Here is a 16484-nt window from a genome sequence, read left to right as displayed (position 1 = left end):
CCTCGACGTGGAGAGGCGACCGCCTGGTTCTGCCGGAGCTGACCACAGCGGCAGAGAGCCGCCCTCGCCAGGTCTGGGGGCGAGGGCGGCGTGACGCCTGATCGTCCCGCAGCGGTCTGCCGTGAGGGCGGCGACTCGCCCGTGGGCAGTCGTCCCCGGCGAGAACCCACTCGTCTGCCCGCGGGAAGGTTGGTGCATCGTGTCGTACCTGACGTCGCGTCGTTGAGCGGATCGGCGCCCGGGATCAACGCTCTGGAGACTGTGCGCCGATCGAGGGCCCGAAGCCCTGAAGCCCCGCTTCGGGCCCCACCCCTGTGCCGCATCAGCGTGGCGCCGGCGTTCTCGCTGATGCAGGCTGGCGTTGCGGCCCGGCGCCGACTCACCCTCCGATGCCGGACCGCCTCACCCTGCACCAGCGAGGTCGACCTCGAGTTCTGCAACGACTTCTCTAGCCGGTGGATGACGGCAGGAACCGCCCGCCAGTCCAAGTGCGCGCCCCCGCTGCGCTCCTCGACCGCGCCGGCAGACTGCGTGAACCGGCCCGGCGATCCGAACGTCGCCTGGCGTACGAGCAGGGTAGGAACTCTCGTCAGTTCGGGCGGCTCGCACGGAACCGGCACCGCGAACAGCCCCGTCCTGTACGTACCCTGCGCCTGATGCGACAGTGGAAGGTCCGCAGCGGCCGACTCTCCAACGGCGGCTGCTGCGGGCCTTCACTGACCGCAGAAAGGATCGACGGTGACCTCGGACCCCGACACGCTCTGGAGCCGCTGCGCCCGTCTGGGCCGTGTCCTGCTGCCGCTGGTTGACCAGGAGCCCGGCCGCCAGGCCGAGCGGCACAAAAGCCTGCGGATCTGGGACATGGACCCGGCGCTGGGCGAGTGGACGATCGAGGTCTTCACAGCACTGGCGGCCCACGCGGTTGCAGTCGACGCGTCCGTGCTGGCAACCCAGTTCGACGCCCTGCCCGTGCGAAGGGTGGCGGAGGCGGCAACCGGCAAGCAGGACTTCGAACTGCTCGCCGGGCTCCCGGAGACCTTCGCCGACAGCCGCGACGAACAGGCCGTCCAACGCTTCCGCGTTTGCGCCGAACAGGGCGGACAAGCCAGCCGCCAGCTCTTCCAGCTGAGCAGGGAAGTACGCCACTCGCTGATCCTTCTCACCGAGCGCGAGCCAGCCCCAATGCCCACCTGCGGTGACATCTTGCGCCACGCTGCGAAAGCCGGCCTGCCGCACTGATAAGGACCCCCTTTCGGCTGGCGGCAGTCCGTCGGCCGCCGTGAGCCAGCCACTGCCGCCGCGCACCGCAACTGCCTGTCCGCAGCAGTTCCCGATCCCGAGTCGGCACCGTCGCCACAGAACACACATGCATTCTCTGACCAGGCCGATACACGCGCCCGCCGTCATGCAAAGACTCTCTTCGAGGCGGTGCAGGCGGTGACCGACACAGGCTCTCTCCACGTCGCAGCCCATCAACTGGGCCTGAATCGGCGCACCATGACCTTGTACGCCGACACGAGCCTCCAGATGGGCCTTCTTTTGCTTCCGGCGCGCCTTGGCGGCCTCGCGTTCCGTCGCCTTCCGCGCCTCGCGGACCGCCTTGGACCTCGGCGCGCACCGGCTCGGCCGGCCTGCACTCGCACACCGCGCCGAACCGCATGGCGAACAGGTCGACCGTCGTGTCGCCCTCGGCGACCAGCGCCGTGCTGCCTGCGTTGACCTCGTCGGCCATTGGGGCAACCAGGCCGGAACTCGGCCCGGGTGGCGTTCTCCTGTGCTTCCGCGCGGAGAGGCCGAACAGCCGCAGAAGGCGGGCGGCCAGTTGGCCAGTGACATGCTCGGCGTCCAGGCCGCGGCGGATCTCCACCACCTGGAACCCTCCGAGCCGGGCACCCCAGCCCTATCCGCAGCAGCCTGCATGTCGTCGATGTCCAACCATCCGCTGTCAGCCGCAGCCTGCAGGTCACGTACCACCTGCGGGGAGGGCGGCTCCGAGAGGGCACGCAGCATGCCGGTGCGCACAAATCTTGGCTATCTGCTGGCCAGGGCTTCGGCCTCCGCACGGGTCAGCAACGCTTCCAATGCAGCGGATTCCGCCTCCAGGATCGCAGAGGCGACGTAGTCGATCGCGAACGACGCATAGCGCTCAGCATCCTCCGCGTTGTGCTCGGCGCGCTTCACGTCATGCTCGGCCTTGCGCTCCTGGAAACGGATCTTGGCCGTCGCTACATGCGCCTGCCATTTGTTCCTTGCCTCTTCCAGTGACGCAGCGGCATCGGCCTTCTGTTCGGCTGCCTCACGGCGGAGTTCCTCTGCCCGCTGTTCCGCCTCCTGCTGAGCCTCTTCGACCGCAGCCGACAACTGCTCCCGGTTCTTGGTGATGGCGCTTTGCACGTGCTCTTGCGCGTGCTTCGCCCGATCCGTCAATTGGGTGATGCGGTCCATCGTCTCCGTCATGGCCCTACCTTTCCGTTTCTTCGTAAAAGGGCCCCTATTCACTCCGGCACATGCGTCAGGAGGCCGCCATACGGATGGCGACGCAGTCCGTTCCCAGGCTGGTCGGGCGGGAGAACCTCACTACCGCCCGCAGCGACCACCGCCGCAATCCACGCTTCCGCCAAGGCGAACGTGGCCACGGGTGGACGGGGCCTGGACCTCGCCTTCGACTGCGCTGGCGTGCCCGCCGTCCGCGAGCAGGCCGCCTCCGTGCTCGGCCTGAACGGCCCCCTGATCCTGGTGGGCATCACGCCGCACCCGCTCTCGAGGTGCTCCACGCCGTCAGGATGCGCGTCGAAGTCGGCAGCCTTGCTCCCGGCGCCACCGCCGAACGACGGCCTCTGTTCCGGTCTCAGCCGCACCTCCAGCACTGACCGCGCCAGCGCCTTCGCCCGGCACAGGGTTCTGACGTCCGGGTTTCGCCACACGCCGCGAGCGCCTGCGCTCTGGGGACATCAGCGCCCTTGATGCCTTACCGACAGGTGCCAGGGGACGAGGATGAGGCGGATCGGATCGCCGATCTTGTTCTCCAGCCGGTTGAGGGCGTCGGCACCAGTTCGGAGACGGACTCGGGGAAGCCTCCGTAGGCCGCCCCGAGAGCGATGGCCATGATGCCGTGGCCAGGGTGAGCGCGGCGATCGAGGTGAACGGCGAGACGATCAGCACGATGCCCGCGAGCGTGCCGATGATTTCGGAGAGCAGCATCCAGCCTCGCGCCGGTATGGCTTCGGCGGAGGCCGCCGTGGCCGTCACCATGATGCCCCGCAGCAGCCAGCCGAAGCCGATCCACAGGGCGAGCAGCAGAATCAACTCCAGAGTGTCCTGGAAGCAGATCAGCCCGAGCACAGGACGGAGAGCGCACCCGTGAGGAAGTGCAGGGCCCGGACATGGCCGGGACGTGCGTGCCGAAGGCGGCGGCCAACTGGAAGACACCAATGACCAGCAGGTAGACGCCGAAGAGCACGCCGATGACCCGCAGCGTCTCCTCCGGCCAGGCAAGGGCCACAACGCCCAGGGCGATGGCAGTCAGGTCCATGGTGAGCAGGATCTGCCAGCCCAGGTTCGCCAAGGCATCCAGCGTTCGGCGGCGGTGTCCGGTGGCTCGGTGCGGGGCGGAGGGCCGGTCAGAGGGAGATGTCATGGCGTTCCCTCCTCCTAAGAACCGCATGCTTGGGTCAGCGCACCTCCATCGTCACGCCGCCTGGCCCGGTTTCGCCTGGGGCCATATGGCCCTTTTCACCTGAGGGAGACGGAGGTTGCAGCGGTGGTGGCTCCCACGCGGACAGAGCATTCCCTGCCCAGGCCCGATGAACAGCCGGCACCAGTTGGTGAACGCCTTCTGCTCGTTGCCGATCCGCCCGGCGAGTGGCGCGACCGGACGTCCAGCACAGACCGGGAGCTCCTGTGCGATGCGGACTCAGTCACCGTCACGCGATTCCGTGGCCACCGTCGCGGCGCCTCGGACCGCACGGCCGCCGCTGCACAGCATGGGCGCCCAGGCCGCCGCGGCGGCCGCCAGGTCGTCTCCGCACGTGCTGCCGGGGCGTGGCCGAGCCGCGGTGCCGAGGACGACACGGTCGGGGCGGAGCAGGACAGCACCCGCGCTGCCCATCCAACGCACCAGGGCATTGGTGCCCGGATCGCCGCGGTGCGCGGCGCCGCCCGTACCGGGCGGTTGTCGCCGGGGGTCGTGCAGGTGGATGACGCGGGCGTCCAGCGCTCGCACCAGCGCGTGCAGGGCAGGACCGAGCGGTGCGGTGGCCAGGAGCGCGAAGTCCTCACCGAGCAGGTCGTCCAGCAGGCGGGGAAGGCCCTCTGAGTCGGGGACCAGGGGCTGGGGGCACAGCGTTCCGGGGCGCGGGTGGCCGAGGCGGCGGGGGCCGACCAGGGGGCCCGGTCTCAGCGGCGGGCTGACGGCGGACAGTACGAGATGGGAGGCTCCCGGCAGCCGGGAGAGGCCGGGCAGGACGGCCTTGCGGGCGAGCGCGGTGGCCGTTCTGCCGCCGGTCATGACAGCACCGATGGCCACGGCGGTGCGGATCAACTGCTGTGCGTGGCGGTGGCGTTCGGCCTGGTAGCTGTCGAGAAGGGCCTCGCTCGCGCGGCCGGTGAGGACGCGGGCGAGCTTCCAGGCGAGGTTGTGGGCGTCGCGGATGCCCGCGCACATTCCTTGCCCGATGAAGGGCGGGGTGAGGTGGGCGGCGTCGCCGAGCAGGAAGACGCGGTCCTTGCGCCACAGGTCGGCGACTTGGGCGCGGAAGGTGTAGCGGGCGGTGCGCAGGACGTGCAGTTCGTCCTCGGGGATGCCCGGCGTCCAGGGTGCGATCAGTGCGAGCAGACGCTCCCGGTCGGTGGGCTGCTCCGGCTGCTCGCCGGTGCGCAGTCGGAACTCCCAGCGGTAGCGGTCCTCGCCGACGCGCATGTAGGTGGCCGCCCGTTGCGGATCGCAGATCTGGTGGACGCCGTCCCAGGCGGGCAGCGGGAGGCGGCAGCGGATATCGACGACCAGCCACTGCTGGGCGGTGGCAAGGTCCTGCATCCGGGAGCCGATGGAGGCGCGGACCAGGCTGTTGGCGCCGTCGCACCCCAGGACGGCGTCGGCCAGGAGCGTACCGGCGACGCCGGTGTCCTCGTCCCGGAAGGAGACCTCTACCGGAGTTCCGCCGTGCGGGGGCGGTGTCACGGCGGTGACCTCGACGCCTCCGCGCAGCGTGACCAGGGGGTGTTTCTCGAGGTTGTCCCTGAGCAGCTGTTCGAGTTCGGGCTGGTCGAACATGTTGGCCTGGGGAAAGCCGTGCCATCCGTACGGGTTGTCGCGCAGGAACTCGGCCAGCACCCGGTGGGAGCCGTCCAGTAGGCGCATACCGCGAGCGGGACGGGTGATCGCGCTGAACGGCTCATGGATGCCCGCGGCCTGGAGGATGCGGTGCACCTCGTCGTCCAGGTGGACGGCGCGCGGCAGCGGATACGCCGCACGGTGACGTTCCAGGACCAGGACGGGCACTCCGTGGCGGGCGAGGAGGGTGGCGGCGCTCAGCCCGGTGGGCCCGGCACCGATCACCGCGACGGGCACACGCTCAGGGGTGGTGGCGGTCATTTACTCAGGGCTTTCATCAGACCGAGCAGACGGGCGCGGTCGATCTCGTTGTCCTCACGCAGCGCGAAGATCGCCTGCACCAGCGCCCCCGGCGAGGGGTTGGTACCGAGGAAGTCCCGGGTGGCCGGCGGCCCCCACTGGGCCAGACCGGAGGCGGACATGGCGGCCCAGCCGGGTTCCAGCGTGTTGTCGAAGACGTCGCCGTCGGCGAAGTGCTCCAGCATGAAGCGGTCGGGGTCACGCCAGTAGTCGAAGATCTGGCTGCCCTGGACGTGCCGGCCGATGCCCCAGGAGTGGTGGTAGCCGCGCTCGCGCAGGTACGCGCCGCCGGCGGCCAGCACGTCGAGGTCGGCGACCTGATAGGCGGAGTGGACATAGTCCGTGTCGGGGCCCAGGTGCATGGCCAGGGTGTGGTGATCGGCGGGTTCGCTGCCGCGGTCACAGCGGATGAAGGCCATGGTGGGGCCGCGGTCCCGCTGCCCGTCCAGGTAGAGGAAGTCGCTGACGATCAGGCCCAGGTGCTCCAGGTACCAGTCGAGGGCGCGCCGGAAGACCCGGGTGGAGAGCACGAGGTGCCCCAGGCGCTGCACCTGGGAGGGCTTGCGGGCCGGGCGCTGGGTGGCGTTGATGCGGGCGGCGGTGGTGGTGCCCGTGTTGAGGACGAGGGGTCGTTGCAGCGGCTGTGCGGGCTCCTCGGTGACGCCGTGTACGACGCGGACCGGGATGCCGGAGGGGTCGAGCAGGTCCACGGCGCGGCCTCCGCCGTACTCGGTGAGGGGCCGGACCTTGTGGCCGGTGGCACGGGCCAGCCGGTCGAGGTCGGCGGTGTCGGCGGCCTGGAAGGCGGGGCCGATGAACCGGGAGGCAGGCCCGCGGCGGATCACCAGGCAGTGGGGACCGGCCATGGCGCCGCGCAGATACAGGGCGTCATCTGTACGGGCGGCGGTGGTGAACCCGAAGTCGCGGGCGAAGGTCTCGGCGCGGTCCAGGTCGGGCTTGGTGAACTCCAGCCAGGCCAGGTCGACCACCTTGATGACGGACTGGGCCGCGCGGCCGGGGTGCTCCCCGCGCAGGGCACTCTGTTCGCTGTGCAGGCCCTGGTGGGCGTCGGCGGGGACGGGGACGGATGTCGGGTCGTTCATGGGGATTCCCTTCCAGTGGCTCCACGACCTGTGGGGGTGAGAGTGGGACCCGGCCCGCCGGTTGGGGCGGCGATCGGCGGGCCGGGTGGCACGGCAGGTGAGCGGTTCCTACCGTGCGAGCAGGGTGTCGAGTGCGGTGCGTTCGGCGGCCGAGTCGGTGGCCGTGCCGTGGGCGCGCCAGCCGACAAAGGGAGTGCCGTCGGGAACGACGGCGGCGAAGTCGTAGGTGTAGCCGAACTCGACGGCGAGTTCGTTGAACTCTGCGGACTGGGCGCCCGCGGTGGCCAGGAAGGGGGCAGCACATGCTGGTGGACATCGATGCGTCTCATGGTGGTGGTCCTCCCGGTGCCCGGCTGGTCCCGACGGCCGGGCGGTCACGGCCACGCGTGCTGACGGCGCGGCCACCGGTGTCTGGGCCTGCTAGCCGCCGGCCAGCAGGACGAGATGGGCTGCGGCCAGAGCGCCCACGACGGCGGCCGGCAGGCAGCGGGCGGCGGGGTCGCCGCTGCGCAGGTGTACGACGACGGCTCCGGCCATGAGCAGGATCAGGCCCACAGCGGCGGCGACACCCAGCGCGGTGATCCGCAGGCCAGCCAGCAGCCCGGCCGCGGCCGCAACCTCCAGAGCGCCCAGCAGGCGGTAGTGGGTAGTGGTCATGCCGGCATGGGCTGCGGCCTGGCGCATCACGGGCACTGCCGCGAGCTTGGCCGCTCCCAGCAAGAGGAAGATCGCTGCGAGGACGACGGCCATGACGATGGTGGGGGTACTCATTGAGGTGCTCTCCGTGCGGAAGGGGACGGCTCGGGGCCACCCGGAAGCGGGCCGCTGCGGCCCGGGTCAGATGACGGGCTGGGGGCGTACTGCCAGTCGAGGACGTACTGGTCGAGGGCTGCGGTGACCTTGCGCCGTTCCGCCTCGTCGGCAGGTGCGGGCACCGTGACGAGGACACCGCCCTCGTGCGGCCGGCACACGATCTGTGCCGGGTCGCAGTCCCCTCCCTGGGAGGCCAGTTCGGCCAGGACCGCGCGGCGGGTGTCGTCCAGGCGAAGGCCGAGCTTGTAGGGCTTGCCGACGGCGGTGAGCGGGATGGCATCGGTCACGATCACCTCCCGCGGGGCGGCGGCGCGTTCGGGGACCCTTTCGGTGGCCCAGGTGAGCAGTTCGGCCGGGTCCACGCGGGCGCCGGGGGTGAGGGTGACGTAGGCGACGGGCACCTCGCCGGCGTGCGGGTCGGGGCGGCCCACCGCCGCGGCGGCGGTGACCTCGGGGTGGGCCAGGAGGGCGTCCTCGATCGTGGCGGGGTCGATGTTGTGGCCCCCGCGGATGATCAGGTCCTTGGCGCGGCCGACGAGATGGATGAAGCCGTCGGCGTCGATGCGGGCCAGGTCGCCCGTGTCCAGCCAGCCGTCGCGGATCTTCCCGGCGATCTCCAGGTGCGGCCCATCGGCAGTGTGCTCGGCGACGTAGCCGGCGAAGACCACGGGGCCGCTGACGGCGAGGACCCCGGTGGCGCCTGGCGGCAGGTCGTGCCACTCGCCGGTGTCCGGGTCGATCCGCACGGTCTTGACCTGCTGGTAGGGCAGGCGTCGGCCGACGGTGCCGGGCCGGGTGTGACCGGGCAGGCCGAGGGCGGAGGCGCAGGTCGCCTCGGTCAGCCCGTAGCCCTCGCACAGCGGGACGCCGGTGTGCGCCTCGAAGGACGCCCGTACGGCGGCCGGCAGCGGGGAGGCGCCGACGGCGGCGAACCGCATGCTGGAGATGTCCGTGTCGACGGGGACGCCGGCTAGGACGGAGTACACGGTGGGCACGCCGGACATGGCGGCGATGCGGTAGTGCTCCACCAGCTTCCAGAACACTCCGTACAGCTCGGGATCGCGGTAGCCCAGCGGCCCGGCCCACACCACCTGCTGACCACGCAGCAACGGGCCGAGCAGGGTAACGATCAGGGCGTTGACGTGGAACAACGGCAACGCCGCGAACATCACCGAGTCCTCGTCGAGAGGGATGGCGGCGGCCACCGACCAGGCGTCGACAACCTCGTTGGCGTGCGTGTGCGCGGCCAGCTTGGGAGTCCCGGTGGTGCCGCCGGTGTGGAAGTAGGCGGCCAGGTCGTCGGCGGCCGGGGCCTCGATGTCCACCAGCTTGTCGGCGCGATGGGAGGCGGCCAGCTCCGCGAGGTAGCCCACGCGTGTGCCCTCGACGGGTTCCAGAGCGGGAGCGGGGCCGTCGGCCATGGTGGGGGCCAGGGCCAGCAGCGCGTCCAGGCGCAGCGAGGCGGCGACCTGCCGGGCCGTGGCCCACACCTGCGCATCCAGCTGCGGACCGGCGGCCACGAGCACGCGCACGCCGCCGCGCCGCAACAGCTGCTCGACGTGCTCGGCCGCCAGGCCCGGGTTCACCGGGGCGGCGATGCCCGCGGCCTGCGCGGCCAGGAGAGCGGCCGGCAGCTCCGCTGTGTTCGGCGCGAGCAGGCCCACGGCGCCGCGGCGGGTGACGCCGAGCGAGCGCAGCAGGTTGGCGGTGCGATGCACCTGGTCGTGCATTTGCGCGAAGGTCACGGTGGCGGAGCGCAGGAAGCGCGCGGCATCCGGGAGCACCGTCATGGCCGGACGGTCGGGCCACAGGCGGGCGGCGCGGAGCAGGGCTCCGTAGGTGGTGGCGGGCAGACCGCGCTCATGCAGCGGGACGGCCTCGATGGCGGTCAGGTCCGCAAGTCTGTCGCGGTCGGGCCACCGCAGGTCGGTGTGTGTGAATGTCACCGGTGCGCCTTTGCAGGGTGAGGAATGGGGTGAAGTGGCCGGCCCGGTACAGGGATGCCGGGCCGGCCGGTCCCGGGCGGGGGCCCCGGGAGTCGTCAGCGGGCGCGCACCACCGTGCGCTGCTCGCCGAGGTCGAGTACGCCGTCGTCGGTCGCAATGCGTGCCGTGACGACGTCGCCGTCCTTGAGGTAGTCGGGGTTCGCCTGCTGGCGGGCGAAGAACTTCTGCCAGCGCTTGTGCGGGGGCAGCAGGGCGGCGAGCGTGGCCAGTAGCTTCCCCGGTGACTTCAACGCGGTGCCGCCAGGCGTTCCGGTGAGCAGGACGTCACCAGGCTGCAGGGTCTGGAAGCGGGCCAACAGGGTGAGCGCCTTCGCGGGTCGGACGATCATGTCCCTGGTGGTGCGGTCCTGCCGGGTGTCCCCGTTGACCTTCAGCGTGAGCCGCAGGTCCGGCAGGCGGGCCAGGTCGTCGGCGTCGACCAGGAGCAGCCGGGGGCCCAGCGGGGTGAAGGTCGGGTACGACTTGGACTCGTAGAACTGCGTCTTTGGCAGCTGCACGTCGCGGGCACTGACGTCGTCGGCGACGACCAGCGCGGCGACATACTCCGCCAGGGTGGAGTCGGTGACCTCGGTGTCGACCGGCAGGTGCGCGCCCATCACCAGCCCGAGCTCCACCTCGTAGTCCAGGAAACGCACGTGCTGTGGACGCACGATGTCCTCGCAGGGCCCGCTGACGGACCCGGAGGCCTTGCGGAAGAAGGCAGGCGGGACCGTGTCCGGGTCGAACCCGGAGTCCACCGCGTGGGAACGGTAGTTGACCATCTGCGCCACCACCCGGCAGGGGGTGGTGACGGGCGACCGTAGCTCGGCTTCTCCAGCGGAATGCCCCGCGTCGGGGTCGGTCGCAGCACGGCCGGCCGCCTCCTGCACGGCCAAGCGGTCGGCGAGCAGGCCGCCGGTGGTGTCCGCATCGGTGTCCACGCGGTGCAGCCGTCCTGTGCCGCTCTCCACCCACCAGCCGTCTGTGGTGCGGACGACTTGGATACTCATCGGCTCTCCTGAGTCCTGGACAGGCATCGACCGGACTGCTCCCGCGAGCAAACTCCGGTCACTAGTGATGAAAGAATCAGTCCAGATGACATTCTCGTCAATGGTCATCAGTCCTGATGAAATAATCAGTCCTGATCCTGGGTAGGATGGAGCGATGAGTACCGACCGACAGGGCGGGGCCAACAGTCGGACGCCCAAACCCGCGCCAAATCGCCTGGACCGGCGCAAGGCGCGCACGCGAGCCGCGCTAGTCGCCGCCGCGCAGCTGATTCTCGCCGAGCAGGGGCGGGCCGACGTGAGCATCCAGGAGATCACCGAGGCTGCGGACGTCGGCTTCGGCTCCTTCTACAACCACTTCACCAGCAAGGATGAGCTGTTCGAAGCCGCCGTCGCCCGCACTCTGGAGCAACACGGCATACTTCTGGACTCCGCCGCGGGAGACCTGAAGGACCCGGCGGAGATCTTCGCCGCCAGCGTCCGTCTGACCGGCCGCCTGCAGCGCACCCACCCGCAAATCGCCAGAATCCTCGTGCACACCGGCATGCCCTACCTGACCTCCGACAGCGGCCTGGCTCCGCTCGCGATGCGGGACCTGCAGGCGGCCGCCAACAACGGACGGCTGGACATCGACGACGCGCGCACCGCGGTCGCCATGGCCGGCGGCGCCCTGCTCGGCGTGCTCCACCTCCTGGAGACCCGCCCCGACCTCGACGTCGAGTGCGTCACCGATCAACTGGCCGTCCGTCTCCTGTGCATGTTCGGCATGACGCGCGCCGAAGCGCAGGAGATCGCCACTCGGCCCCTGCCTGCCGTCTCTGCCCGCGACCTGACATAAGCGAAACGCGGATGCCGGTCGACGCCTGTCCGGCCCGGCCAGTTCCGGCGCCCGCGCCACGCCCAGCGGTGCTGAGCTGACCGAACCGGAGGCGGCGGCAGCGGGAGGCCAGAAAGGCGGCGATTATGTCCTCGTTCCACTTCGACAGATGCTTGGCCAGGTCGACGAGCGCACCGTGGACAGATGGGCGCGCTGGGCGGGGCGGAACACCCCGGCAGTTCGCAGCCCTGGGACGGCGTGCCTTCGTGGATGGCGAGGCCGTCACTGCCCGCCGGAAGAGCGCTGACGCTGTTCGCTCTCGCGTCTCTCGTGCGTGTGGCGGTCGACGTCGGTAACGCGCTCTGCGAGATCTGGATGAGCAGACCGCAGGTGAGGTCCTGTATCCGAGAGGGGACCAAGGAGTTGGGCCGGGTCACTCCCACCGAGTGCGGTGTGGAGTGACCTGATCGCGTCCGTCGCTGCGGCCGGTAGATCCGGCAGGGCGGTGATGGCCCCGGCGAGCTGGCGCAGCGCGGCTGCATGGTCCTGCGCCCAGGCCGTTACGGAGCGGTCCGCGGCACGCTGGTCACGGGTGAACCGCACACGCTGTTCCTTGGTGGCGCCGGCTTCGCCGGGGCGCACGCGCAGGTAGCGGCGTTCGGCGGCCTGGCGGCTTGAGACGCCGAGCGGGTGGGCCAATTCGGCCCAGCTGGCTCCGGCCTCACGGGCTGTCTCGATCAGTCCGGACTCCCAGCCGGCCAGTTGCTCGCGAACCTCGCGCAGGAGGAGCAGGGCCGCTATGGCCTGCTCAGAATCGTCCGTGGAGGTTTCCTCCGCGGTTCGCGCCGTCCGCATGGCCTGGGCAATGGCCTCAAGAGCGGTGACTGTTGCCGTGAAGGATGCCGGTGTCGGGATGAGGTCGTCAGTCATCGTCTCTTCTCCGCCGATTGCGCCCGCCATCCCAAGCCGTCGTCGTTCGGGTGACAGATGAGTTGTCGTCGTTCGGATGACATGCTACAACGGTGCCAGGTGAAGCGCATTGGCAGCAACTGCCTGAACTCATCTGGAGGTGTTTTCCGTGTTGATGCGCACTGACCCGTTCCGTGAACTCGACCGCCTGGCCCAGCATCTGATGGGTCCGGGAACGTGGTCCCGTCCCTCCGCGATGCCGATGGACGCCTACCGTGACGGCGACCAGTACGTCATCGCCTTCGACCTGCCGGGCATCGACCCCGACGCGCTCGACATCGCCGTCGAGCGGAACATGCTCACCGTGAGGGCGGAGCGACGCCCGCTGCCGCGGTCCGAGAACGCCCAGACGGAACTGTCTGAACGGCCTCTGGGCGTCTTCTCCCGACAGATCGTCCTGGCCGACACCCTGGACACCGAACGCATCGCCGCGGACTACGAGGCCGGTGTCCTGACTCTGAGCATCCCGATCGCCGAGCGGGCCAGGCCCCGCAAGATCAGCGTCCGTAGCACCGGCGAGCGCAGGGAACTCGACAGCTGATCCTCCGGCCGCGCCTCCGCCGACCTGGGCCCAAGGGTTGTTCGCCCGCATTTTCCGCCTTGGGCCCCGGCGGCACCGGCCCCTACGCTCCACACCGGAGAACCGATTCCGCGAGGTGCGCGGTTCATATTTTTCACACGGGGCAATCGGTTCACCGCAGCAGGAATAACGGTTCACGCAAGGAAAGTCGTCGCCATGACTCTTCTCTCTCCCCCCGCGCCTTCTGTTCCGACGGCAGTCACCTTCGACCAGATGCTGGAGAAGGTGCGATACGAAGGTGTTTACCCCACTCGCCGACAGGCACAAAACGTCGTACGCCGGGTGCTTGAGGCCCTGGGCCGCCAGTTGACCGGCGACGAACGGGTGGAGCTGGCCGCCCGCCTGCCCCAGGAAGCAGCCGGCTACCTTGTCTCGGAGACCCCCGCTGGCAGGCCACTGACCGGCTGGGGCTTCGTGAAGGACCTCGCCGAACGGACCGGCGGTCCTCTGGCGACTACCCGCTGGGACACCGGTTCGGTCCTCAGCGTCGTCGCCCGCCTGGCCGGAGACGACCTCATCGCCCGGATCATCGCGAAGCTCCCTGACGGATACGCCCTGCTGTTCGGGCGGGCCCAGCTCGCTCGGGCTGCCTGACAACCGGGCCGGGATCCACATCGTTGCCGGACAAGGACGGCACTCAGGTCCGAGTGGCCGTCGTGCCCGCCCGAGCAGGGCGGCGGCACCGCGAACGCCACCCAAGTGCCCGAACTTGTTGCCCCAGCGGTACAGCAGCGAATTCCAGCGAGAGTGCCTCTCCCTACCTTGGATCGCTCTCAACACCAGGTCTTTGAAAGACAAGACTGCCCGGAACGCTTGCGTTCGGGGCAGTCTGCATGGGCGCCAGCCCCGAAGCCCGCAGGGAAGTTGCAGGACCTACCCTCCTCATGCCAGGGCTCATGCCAGGGCTGTTGGGTTCGCCGATCTGGCAACGCGCCGGTATTCGGCATGGATGCGCTGCGCTTCGCCGAGGAAGACCTGGGTGGTGCCGAGCATCTCGGCGGCCTGCCCCTGGTGAAGAACGGGGTAGTCGTCGTCGAGACGGCCGCACGTGTCGTCCGCGGTCCTTGCACCTCTCACGGAACGCGTGGAAGGGCCCTGATGCCAACGGCGCCAGGGCCCCTCCGGACTGTCGTGCACCAACGAGTGTGACGAGTGGCGCGGGCTCGTCACGGTCAATAGGTGGCCAGGGAGATGGCGATGTAGTGCGCGGTGAAGGCTGCCACGGTCAGGGCGTGGAACACCTCGTGGAAGCCGAACCAGCGGGGTGAGGGGTCGGGGCGCTGGAGGGCGTAGACGACCGCGCCCGCGCTGTAGAGGAGCCCCCCGGCCACGATCAGGGTGAGTACGGCCGCTCCGCCAGCATGCAGGAAATCGGGAAGGTAGCGCACCGGTGCCCATCCCAGGGCCAGGTAGCACGGGGTGTACAGCCAGCGCGGAGCTCCCACCCACAAGACCCGGAACGCGATGCCGGCCAGTGCGCCCGCCCATACGATCCACAGCAGAATGGACCGCTGGTCCGGCGGGAGGAGGAGTACGGCCAGGGGGGTGCAGGTACCGGCGATGATAAGGAAGATGTTGGCGTGGTCGAGGCGTCGTAGGAGAGCCTCGCCGAGCGGCCTCCAGGTACCGCGGTGGTAGATGGCGCTCGTTGCGAACAGCATCCAGGCGGTGACCGAGTACACAGCACAGGCCAGGGCCGCCTGCGCCGTGCGGGCCAGGCAGATGAGCACGATGCCCGCGATCAGTGAGGCGGGGACCATTCCTGCATGGAGCCAGCCACGCAACCTCGGCTTGATCGGTTCGGCCAGGCCGGCCGCCCGCTCCACCAGAGCGGCAACCGGATGAGCGATCTCTTCTGCTTCGTCATCTCGTGATCCGAAGGGCAGCCCGTCTTCACGACGTTCTCCACACCCTGAGGCGACGTGAATGTGTTCGGCTTCAGCGGCGTCGCGGGACACAGCTTCCCGTCCTCCTTTGGACTCCTGGGCGTCACTGGTGATCATGGGGCCATGCTAAAAGACGACACCCGGACAGCCCTGGGAGGTCACGAAACGCACGCCCGCGTCGTCGTTACGGTGTCCCGCAACCGTTTGAATTTCGCTTCTTTCAGGGACGTAACCGCGGTAGTCCTTCCCGACAGTCGGCGCTGCTTGACTGACCGCAAGTCAATGATCGTCACCACCGCCATGCTTCCTCACCCACTGAACCCCAGACCGCCCGCCATCGGCGCGCCCTTGACCAGAACGACGGCAGCGCCGGCTTCGGCTGACCTAGGTTTCATCGCCTCGCACGCGCCACCGCGGTCATCCCGCCGCGCCTTCGGCGCCAATACCGTGAACGGCCGCCCCGCCCGCTGTCGCCACCGCTCAAAAGGCCGGATGGCCACTAAATATAATCTTCCCCATGTCCAAGCCTGACGAGCTGCTCGTTGACATCGCCACCCTGGTGGAGTCCGAGCAGAGCAACCAGATGTCCCTGACCGTGGTCACCGGTGGTGCGGTCATCACCGGCCGACTGGCTCCCGAAGCAGTGTGGAGGCAGAGGGTGTCGGACGTGCTGACGGATTCCGCCCGCCTGGGCGAGTTCTCCGCCGTCTTCGACACCCCCGCGCAAAAGAACGGACCGCCCACGCATCTGCACTTCCATGTCGCCCGGATCCTGCAGGGCACGGTCGGAATCCCCGAGACGGGCGGGATGTACCGCGTTGCGATCGCCGACGTCAGCGCCTGGACCATGGGCGACTTCAGCTACTCCGACCACTGAGGAACCACTGCGGCACGAACCCGCTACACACAGTGTGGCCCCCACCGGCACGCGCCGGTCGGGGCCACCCTGCTGTCCAGGTGCCGGCTCGTGCCTGTTTCCCTGGGTCAGACGGACACGGAAGCGCCGAGCATCGTGGAAACGTATCGGAGCGAACTGAGGATGGGCACGGGTGCCGCCTTGGGGAAAGTGCGGCAGGTGAAGCGAGCCGCGTCAAGGCCGGAGGACCTCGCCGGCGGTGAAATCACGGCGGTCCTGGCGGGTGACGACCTGGCCGACTTGCCTGTTGGAACGTGAAGGGCTCCGGTGACTTCATCGCCGGAGCCCTGCCGCCGCGGCCCGCTAAGTATCAGGCCGGAGAGGAATCGCCGGTCCAAAGCTGCCTCAGGACCCGGCAGTTGGTCCGCTATCCGGCGGCGCGACGGTGTTCGGCGTTGATGCGCTGTGCTTCTTCCAGCTGGTCTTCGAGGATGATGATGCGGCAGGCGGCCTCGATGGGGGTGCCGTTGTCGACGAGTTCGCGGGCGCGGGCGGCGATGCGCAGCTGGTAGCGGGAGTAGCGGCGGTGTCCGCCCGCTGAACGGAGCGGGGTGATGAGGCGGGCATCTCCGATGGCGCGGAGGAAGCCCTGGGTGGTGCCGAGCATCTCGGCGGCCCGGCCCATGGTGTAGGCGGGGTAGTCGTCGTCATCGAGACGGCCGAACGAGTCGTCTGCGGTCATCGCACCTCTCTGTGGAACGCGTGGAGGGGCCCGGGGGCCCAGTGGGGCCCCGCCCCCCCCCCACAGACACAGACACAGCAGGCCCCCGAAAAGA

17 protein-coding genes and 1 pseudogene are annotated in these 16484 nt (G+C 69.7%); 6 read left to right on the top strand and 12 right to left on the bottom strand.

Features of this window, described 5'->3' with window-relative positions:
• Positions 1-738: 738 nt before the first annotated feature.
• Entirely contained in the window at positions 739-1239 is a 501-nt protein-coding gene (locus tag ACFXGX_RS40970; RefSeq protein ID WP_384802822.1) for a hypothetical protein, read from the top strand.
• A gap of 792 nt (positions 1240-2031) precedes the next feature.
• On the opposite strand, the gene ACFXGX_RS40965 is transcribed toward ACFXGX_RS40970, so the two are convergent.
• On the bottom strand, positions 2032-2457 hold the full coding sequence (locus ACFXGX_RS40965; RefSeq protein WP_384802819.1) for a hypothetical protein: 426 nt from the start codon (positions 2455-2457) through the stop codon (positions 2032-2034).
• 664 nt (positions 2458-3121) lie between these two features.
• Between ACFXGX_RS40965 and ACFXGX_RS40960 the strand changes: the two genes are divergently transcribed.
• Positions 3122-3364: a hypothetical protein gene (locus ACFXGX_RS40960; protein ID WP_384802831.1), complete on the top strand. Its 243-nt coding sequence runs from the start codon at positions 3122-3124 to the stop codon at positions 3362-3364.
• 93 nt (positions 3365-3457) lie between these two features.
• Here the strand turns inward: ACFXGX_RS40960 and ACFXGX_RS40955 are convergent.
• The 7 genes and pseudogenes from ACFXGX_RS40955 to ACFXGX_RS40925 form a co-directional block, all read right to left on the bottom strand.
• Positions 3458-3532, bottom strand: a pseudogene (locus ACFXGX_RS40955) (HdeD family acid-resistance protein); the annotation flags it as partial.
• 381 nt (positions 3533-3913) lie between these two features.
• Complete coding sequence (locus ACFXGX_RS40950; RefSeq protein ID WP_384802816.1) at positions 3914-5593, bottom strand: bifunctional 3-(3-hydroxy-phenyl)propionate/3-hydroxycinnamic acid hydroxylase; 1680 nt, start codon at positions 5591-5593, stop codon at positions 3914-3916.
• Positions 5590-6735 (bottom strand): VOC family protein, encoded by a 1146-nt coding sequence (locus tag ACFXGX_RS40945; RefSeq protein WP_384802813.1) that lies wholly within the window; start codon positions 6733-6735, stop codon positions 5590-5592. Before ACFXGX_RS40945 ends, ACFXGX_RS40950 begins: the two co-directional genes overlap by 4 nt.
• 108 nt (positions 6736-6843) lie before the next feature.
• The gene (locus tag ACFXGX_RS40940; RefSeq protein WP_384802810.1) at positions 6844-7113 is read right to left on the bottom strand and encodes a hypothetical protein; all 270 of its coding nucleotides are present in this window, start codon (positions 7111-7113) and stop codon (positions 6844-6846) included.
• A gap of 42 nt (positions 7114-7155) precedes the next feature.
• Positions 7156-7506, bottom strand: a complete 351-nt coding sequence (locus tag ACFXGX_RS40935) for a DoxX family protein (RefSeq protein WP_384802807.1) — start codon at positions 7504-7506, stop codon at positions 7156-7158.
• Entirely contained in the window at positions 7503-9494 is a 1992-nt protein-coding gene (locus ACFXGX_RS40930; RefSeq protein WP_384802804.1) for an acyl-CoA synthetase, read from the bottom strand. The genes ACFXGX_RS40935 and ACFXGX_RS40930 overlap by 4 nt, the downstream gene beginning before the upstream one ends.
• Before the next feature lie 95 nt (positions 9495-9589).
• Entirely contained in the window at positions 9590-10543 is a 954-nt protein-coding gene (locus tag ACFXGX_RS40925) for a fumarylacetoacetate hydrolase family protein (protein WP_384802801.1), read from the bottom strand.
• Positions 10544-10697: 154 nt separating this feature from the next.
• On the opposite strand from ACFXGX_RS40925, the gene ACFXGX_RS40920 reads away from it, so the two are divergent.
• On the top strand, positions 10698-11378 hold the full coding sequence (locus tag ACFXGX_RS40920; protein ID WP_384802798.1) for a TetR/AcrR family transcriptional regulator: 681 nt from the start codon (positions 10698-10700) through the stop codon (positions 11376-11378).
• Positions 11379-11639: 261 nt separating this feature from the next.
• On the opposite strand, the gene ACFXGX_RS40915 is transcribed toward ACFXGX_RS40920, so the two are convergent.
• Positions 11640-12287: a type III effector protein gene (locus tag ACFXGX_RS40915; RefSeq protein WP_384802794.1), complete on the bottom strand. Its 648-nt coding sequence runs from the start codon at positions 12285-12287 to the stop codon at positions 11640-11642.
• A gap of 148 nt (positions 12288-12435) precedes the next feature.
• On the opposite strand from ACFXGX_RS40915, the gene ACFXGX_RS40910 reads away from it, so the two are divergent.
• Both ACFXGX_RS40910 and ACFXGX_RS40905 read left to right on the top strand, forming a co-directional pair.
• Entirely contained in the window at positions 12436-12867 is a 432-nt protein-coding gene (locus ACFXGX_RS40910) for an Hsp20/alpha crystallin family protein (protein WP_384802791.1), read from the top strand.
• 195 nt (positions 12868-13062) lie between these two features.
• Complete coding sequence (locus tag ACFXGX_RS40905; protein WP_384802788.1) at positions 13063-13500, top strand: DUF2267 domain-containing protein; 438 nt, start codon at positions 13063-13065, stop codon at positions 13498-13500.
• Positions 13501-13800: 300 nt separating this feature from the next.
• Here the strand turns inward: ACFXGX_RS40905 and ACFXGX_RS40900 are convergent, their stop codons facing one another.
• The gene (locus tag ACFXGX_RS40900) at positions 13801-13983 is read right to left on the bottom strand and encodes a hypothetical protein (RefSeq protein WP_384802828.1); all 183 of its coding nucleotides are present in this window, start codon (positions 13981-13983) and stop codon (positions 13801-13803) included.
• A 95-nt stretch (positions 13984-14078) separates the two neighbouring features.
• Positions 14079-14732: a hemolysin III family protein gene (locus ACFXGX_RS40895; RefSeq protein ID WP_384802825.1), complete on the bottom strand. Its 654-nt coding sequence runs from the start codon at positions 14730-14732 to the stop codon at positions 14079-14081.
• A gap of 577 nt (positions 14733-15309) precedes the next feature.
• On the opposite strand from ACFXGX_RS40895, the gene ACFXGX_RS40890 reads away from it, so the two are divergent.
• Entirely contained in the window at positions 15310-15669 is a 360-nt protein-coding gene (locus tag ACFXGX_RS40890) for a hypothetical protein (RefSeq protein ID WP_384802785.1), read from the top strand.
• Positions 15670-16075: 406 nt separating this feature from the next.
• On the opposite strand, the gene ACFXGX_RS40885 is transcribed toward ACFXGX_RS40890, so the two are convergent.
• A complete protein-coding gene (locus ACFXGX_RS40885; RefSeq protein ID WP_384802782.1) occupies positions 16076-16390 on the bottom strand; it encodes a MerR family transcriptional regulator in 315 nt (104 codons plus the stop codon).
• Positions 16391-16484 lie beyond the last annotated feature (94 nt).

Source organism: Streptomyces sp. NPDC059371, assembly GCF_042751995.1.
In the GTDB taxonomy this organism is placed as follows: domain Bacteria; phylum Actinomycetota; class Actinomycetes; order Streptomycetales; family Streptomycetaceae; genus Streptomyces.
This window is presented reverse-complemented; position numbering and strand designations above follow the sequence as displayed.

What these genes read in the sequence shown, in the direction of transcription:
- ACFXGX_RS40965 (WP_384802819.1), bottom strand. Translation starts at nt 2,457, where the DNA reads ATGACGGAGACGATGGACCGCATCACCCAATTGACGGATCGGGCGAAG.
- ACFXGX_RS40950 (WP_384802816.1), bottom strand. Translation starts at nt 5,593, where the DNA reads ATGACCGCCACCACCCCTGAGCGTGTGCCCGTCGCGGTGATCGGTGCC.
- ACFXGX_RS40945 (WP_384802813.1), bottom strand. Translation starts at nt 6,735, where the DNA reads ATGAACGACCCGACATCCGTCCCCGTCCCCGCCGACGCCCACCAGGGC.
- ACFXGX_RS40935 (WP_384802807.1), bottom strand. Translation starts at nt 7,506, where the DNA reads ATGAGTACCCCCACCATCGTCATGGCCGTCGTCCTCGCAGCGATCTTC.
- ACFXGX_RS40925 (WP_384802801.1), bottom strand. Translation starts at nt 10,543, where the DNA reads ATGAGTATCCAAGTCGTCCGCACCACAGACGGCTGGTGGGTGGAGAGC.
- ACFXGX_RS40920 (WP_384802798.1), top strand. Translation starts at nt 10,698, where the DNA reads ATGAGTACCGACCGACAGGGCGGGGCCAACAGTCGGACGCCCAAACCC.
- ACFXGX_RS40915 (WP_384802794.1), bottom strand. Translation starts at nt 12,287, where the DNA reads ATGACTGACGACCTCATCCCGACACCGGCATCCTTCACGGCAACAGTC.
- ACFXGX_RS40905 (WP_384802788.1), top strand. Translation starts at nt 13,063, where the DNA reads ATGACTCTTCTCTCTCCCCCCGCGCCTTCTGTTCCGACGGCAGTCACC.
- ACFXGX_RS40890 (WP_384802785.1), top strand. Translation starts at nt 15,310, where the DNA reads ATGTCCAAGCCTGACGAGCTGCTCGTTGACATCGCCACCCTGGTGGAG.
- ACFXGX_RS40885 (WP_384802782.1), bottom strand. Translation starts at nt 16,390, where the DNA reads ATGACCGCAGACGACTCGTTCGGCCGTCTCGATGACGACGACTACCCC.